Raw genomic sequence first — 4,492 nt, forward strand, 5'->3', positions numbered from 1 at the left:
AGGTGTGACGGGACCAGACGTGACGGGTGTTCAGAGTGCGGCGGCATCCATGCCGCGGACACCCCTGCAAAGTCCACCCGACCGGCCACGGACAGATTCCGTGCGGCCAGCCACGGATTGAAGAAAGAAAGGCAGAAGGGGGTCGCTTCGCTGCGCTCGCTCATGAAGCGGCGTGGACGTTTGGATCGAGGCAGATCTGCCGGCAAATGAACAGGCGATTGGCCTTCATTGGTGAAAGCGGTTCCGGTCGTGGACAAGCCTGATGCATCGCCGCCACGATCGAACCGGCACTGATGAAAGGGGGCTGCCATGGAAAGGAAGGCGATGTGGTGCAGGCGAGTTGCAGGTGCGGCGCTGGTCCTGGTGGTGGTGTCCACCAGTGGCTGTGTGACCGAGTGGGTGCCACGTACGAATGCAGCGGATTACAGCTACTCGACCGACTACTGCTCTACAGAGTCGAGAGGGCAGTGGCCGGTGAAGAACGAAGTGGCAACGCGAACCGTGTACGTGGAGAAGCTGGAGAAGTGCAGGGAAGATGACAAGAGCAAGTGCGACGTGGATGGAAAATACAATCGCGTGCAGCAGCCGGAAATCGAGAGCTATGTGATGGATGTCAACGAGAGCAGCCGCCGCAGCGCCTACACCAGTTGCATGTGGTACTGGGGCTGGTCGGAACAGGAGCGCTGGCTGTGGCAGCGGAAACCAGACACGTCGCATTGACGCCGCTTCATCGCAGGGAAGGGCGCACGCGGATGCCGATGGTGATGCGAATGTAAATGGCTGTGTTGCTGGCTTTGTTGACCGGTAGATGCGCAACCGAATGGGCACGCTTCAGCGACCATGCCGATTCGCTGGATGAGTCGTGTTGGCGCAACAGGGCCGAAGCGAATGAGAAGTGGCCGGAGAATATGGAGATTGCCGACCGCACCGACGAGATCGAGGTGCAGACCGTCTGCAAGGAAGGCGAGACGTGCGACGTGGATGGCAAATGCAAGAAACTGTGGAAGACCGAGCGCTACACCGTAGACATCAACGCCAACAGAACCATGAGCACTTCATGGGCTGCACGAGCGGCACTGGTTGGATACAGAAGACCGTCTGGTTCAGCCGCAGGTGACCCCTATCCCATAGCCGACACATCTCAGCTCCGCTGATATCCACGCATGGCGTGGATCTACTGGGCGCGCCAGGACGCTGTCGGGGGTGGGGAGGGGTGAGATTGCGGGGGCGTGAGCCGCATGGATGCGGCGATCGAGCTTACAGGGACGTACTTGCAGCGTCCCCCGCAATCTCACCCCTCCCCGCCGAACCTTCAGACCCGCTGTTGCTGTTGCTGTTGCCCCAGCGGGTGCAGGGCCGCAGGCCCTGCAATGCAGAAAACCTTACTTCCCGCGCAGGCGGCTGTGTTTGAACCCGTAGAAGAAGTAGATCACGAAGCCGACAAACGTCCACACGCCCATCAGCATCCAGTTGTGCAGCGTCATCGCCGACAACAGCGCCAGGCAGCTCAGCACGCCCAGGCTGCAGATCAGCCACGCGCCGCGGATGCGGAACGGACGCGGCAGGTCCGGCTGCGTGCGGCGCAGGATCAGCACGCCGGCACACACGGCCGCGAAGGCGATCAAGGTACCCATCGAGGTCAGTTCACCAAGGATGTCCAGCGGGAACAGCGCCGCCAGCAGGGCGATGCCGATGCCGGTGATGACGGTGTTGATATGCGGCGTGCGGTACTTCGGGTGGATCTTGGTGAACACCGGCGGCAACAGGCCGTCGCGGCCCATGATCATGAAGATGCGCGGCTGGCCGATGATCATCACCAGCACCACCGACGACAGGCCGATCAACGCACCGATTTCCACCACCACCCGCAACCAGCCCAGCTGCGGATGCGCGGCCACGGCGGTCACCACCGGCTCATCGGTGCCCAGCAGTTGGTAAGGCACCAGGCCGGTCATGACTGCAGCCATCGCGATGTACAGCACCGTGCAGATCACCAGCGACAGCATCATGCCGATCGGCATGTCGCGCTGCGGCTTGTGTGATTCCTGCGCGGCCACCGATACCGCTTCGAAGCCAATGTAGGCGAAGAACACCATCGCCGCGCCGCGCAGCACGCCTTCCATGCCGTACTTGCCGGGGCCTTCGTTGGCCGGGATGAACGGGGTCCAGTTGCTGGTGTCCACGTACTTCCAGCCGACCACGATCACCAGCACGATCAGCCCGGTCTTGAGGATGACCATGGCCATGTTCATCGCCGACGATTTGCTGATGCCGACGTAGCACAGCCAGGTCAACAGCAGGACCAGGATCGCGGCGGGAATGTTGGCGATGGCGCCGGTGGGCCGCAGTTGCGCATCCAGGGGTGCGCTGACCAGCGCCGCCGGTAGATGGATGTCGAAATGGCTGAGCAGGCTGAGGAAATACCCGGTCCAGCTGACCGCCACGGCCGAGGCGGAGACGCCGTACTCGAGCACCAGCATCCAGCCGATGAACCAGGCCGAGAGCTCGCCGAAGGTGGCGTAGGTATAGGTGTAGGCGCTGCCGGAAACCGGCACCATCGCCGCGAACTCGGCATAGGCCAGCGCGCAGAAGGCGCAGCAGATCGCGGCCAGCACGAACGAGAGCATGATGGCCGGGCCGGCGTGGTTGGCGGCAGCCTGGCCGGTGATGACGAAGATGCCGCCGCCGATCACGGCGCCGATGCCGAGCGCGGTCAGGCCCCAGGGGCCAAGGTGGCGACGCAGGCTCAGGCCGTTGGCGTCTTCATGGGCGGCATGCGGATGCTTGGTGGCCCACAGTTGCTTGAACATGTGTGGTGGTCTTGTGCGATGCGCCCGTGACCGGGCGCGGGCGGAAATGCTTGCGGATATCGACGGGCCGGCGCAGGGGCCGGCCCGTCGGGAGGATCAGGGCGACTTGGCCAGCTTGCTGTGGCGGATGCCGTAGCCGAAGTAGATCAGCAGGCCCAGCAGCGTCCAGCCCACGAACAGGTGCCAGTGGACCACGAACGCCTGCCAGAACAGGAACAGGCACGACAGCGCGCCCAGCGGGCAGATCACCCACACCAGCGGCACGCGGAATGGGCGGTGCAGCTCCGGGCGGGTGTAGCGCAGGATCAGCACGCCCACGCAGACCGTGGCGAAGGCCAGCAGGGTGCCCATGGACACCAACTCGCCGAGCACGTTCAGCGGCACCAGGCCGGCCAGCGATGCGGCGATCACGCCGACTACGATCGTGGCCCAGTACGGCGTGCGGAAACGCTTGTGGACCTTGCCGAACACTTTCGGCAGCAGGCCATCGCGCGAGATGGTGTAGGCGATGCGGGTCTGGCCCATCATCATCACCAGCACCACCGAGGACAGGCCGGCGATCGCGCCGATTTCCACCGCGGTCTTCAGCCAGGACAGGCTCGGGTAGGCTTCCAGCGCGGTGGCCACCGGCTTGTCGGTGCCCAGCAGGTGGTAGGGCAGCATGCCGGTCAGCACCGCGCAGACGATGATGTAGACGATGGTGCACACCGCCAGCGAGCCGAGCAGGCCGATCGGCATGTTGCGCTGCGGGTCCTTGGTTTCACCGGCGGCGGTGGAGACCGCATCGAAGCCGATGTAGGCGAAGAACACGATGGTGGCCGCGCGGAACACGCCGCTCCAGCCGAACTCGCCGGACACGCCGGTGTTTTCCGGGATGAACGGGTGCCAGTTGGCCGGGTCCACGTGGGCCGCGCCGATGCCCACGAACAGGCAGATCACGAAGACCTTGATGGCCACGATGATCGCGTTGACGAACGCGGACTGGGTCACGCCCACGTACAGCAGGCCGGTCACCGCCGCCACGATCAGCACCGCCGGCAGGTTGAACAGCTTGCCGGAGGCGGCGAACTCGTGCCCGTTCCAGGCGATCGGCGCCGCGCTCAGCGCGTCCGGGAACGGCATGTGCAGCGTGGTGGTGATGAAGCTGATCAGGTACGCCGACCAGCCCACCGCGACCGAGGCCGAGGCGAACAGGTACTCCAGCACCAGGCACCAGCCGATGAACCAGGCCATGCCCTCGCCAAGCGTGGCGTAGGAGTAGGAGTAGGCGCTGCCGGAGACCGGCATCATCGCTGCGAACTCGGCGTAGCACAGGCCGGCCAGCGCGCAGGCGATGCCGGCGAACACGAACGACAGCATGACCGCCGGGCCGGCGTGGTTGGCCGCGGCCTGGCCGGTGAGGACGAAAATACCTGCGCCGATCACCGCACCAATGCCAAGCATGATGAGGTGTTTCGCCGTGAGGGTCCGTTTCAACGTGGCTTCGCCATCCAGGCTGCCTTCGATGGGTTCGCCGGCATCGACGTGCCCGGCCGGTTCGACCGGCTTGACCCTCAACAGAGCTTTCAGCATGCAGTACTTCCTGATGATCGGATTGGGAGGGCCGCCAGTACATTGCCGGCGGCGCCTGTATGTCATCCAGGGCCGTTCGCCGGCGATGGAAGCACTGCTGGTGAAGGCCG

General features: G+C 64.4%; 5 protein-coding genes. 2 read left to right on the forward strand and 3 right to left on the reverse strand.

Going from position 1 to position 4,492, the window contains the following annotated elements; genetic code table 11:
• Nucleotides 1-377: hypothetical protein (locus AB4Y84_RS14075; protein WP_442250308.1), on the reverse strand; the 377-nt coding region annotated here is incomplete at its 3' end.
• Nucleotides 378-399: 22 nt separating this feature from the next.
• Here AB4Y84_RS14075 and AB4Y84_RS14080 point away from each other — a divergent pair.
• Complete coding sequence (locus tag AB4Y84_RS14080) at nt 400-720, forward strand: hypothetical protein (RefSeq protein ID WP_442250309.1); 321 nt, start codon at nt 400-402, stop codon at nt 718-720.
• Nucleotides 721-776: 56 nt separating this feature from the next.
• Nucleotides 777-1,154 (forward strand): hypothetical protein, encoded by a 378-nt coding sequence (locus tag AB4Y84_RS14085; protein WP_312786002.1) that lies wholly within the window; start codon nt 777-779, stop codon nt 1,152-1,154.
• A gap of 228 nt (nt 1,155-1,382) precedes the next feature.
• Here the strand turns inward: AB4Y84_RS14085 and AB4Y84_RS14090 are convergent, their stop codons facing one another.
• Together AB4Y84_RS14090 and AB4Y84_RS14095 are read right to left on the reverse strand one after the other, a co-directional pair.
• Nucleotides 1,383-2,810, reverse strand: a complete 1,428-nt coding sequence (locus AB4Y84_RS14090; protein ID WP_100552419.1) for an amino acid permease — start codon at nt 2,808-2,810, stop codon at nt 1,383-1,385.
• Between the two features lie 96 nt (nt 2,811-2,906).
• Nucleotides 2,907-4,382, reverse strand: a complete 1,476-nt coding sequence (locus AB4Y84_RS14095) for an amino acid permease (protein WP_089240873.1) — start codon at nt 4,380-4,382, stop codon at nt 2,907-2,909.
• Between the last annotated feature and the right edge of the window lie 110 nt (nt 4,383-4,492).

It is taken from the genome of Stenotrophomonas sp. 2YAF22, assembly GCF_052114665.1.
GTDB classification, from domain to species: Bacteria; Pseudomonadota; Gammaproteobacteria; order Xanthomonadales; family Xanthomonadaceae; genus Stenotrophomonas; species Stenotrophomonas indicatrix.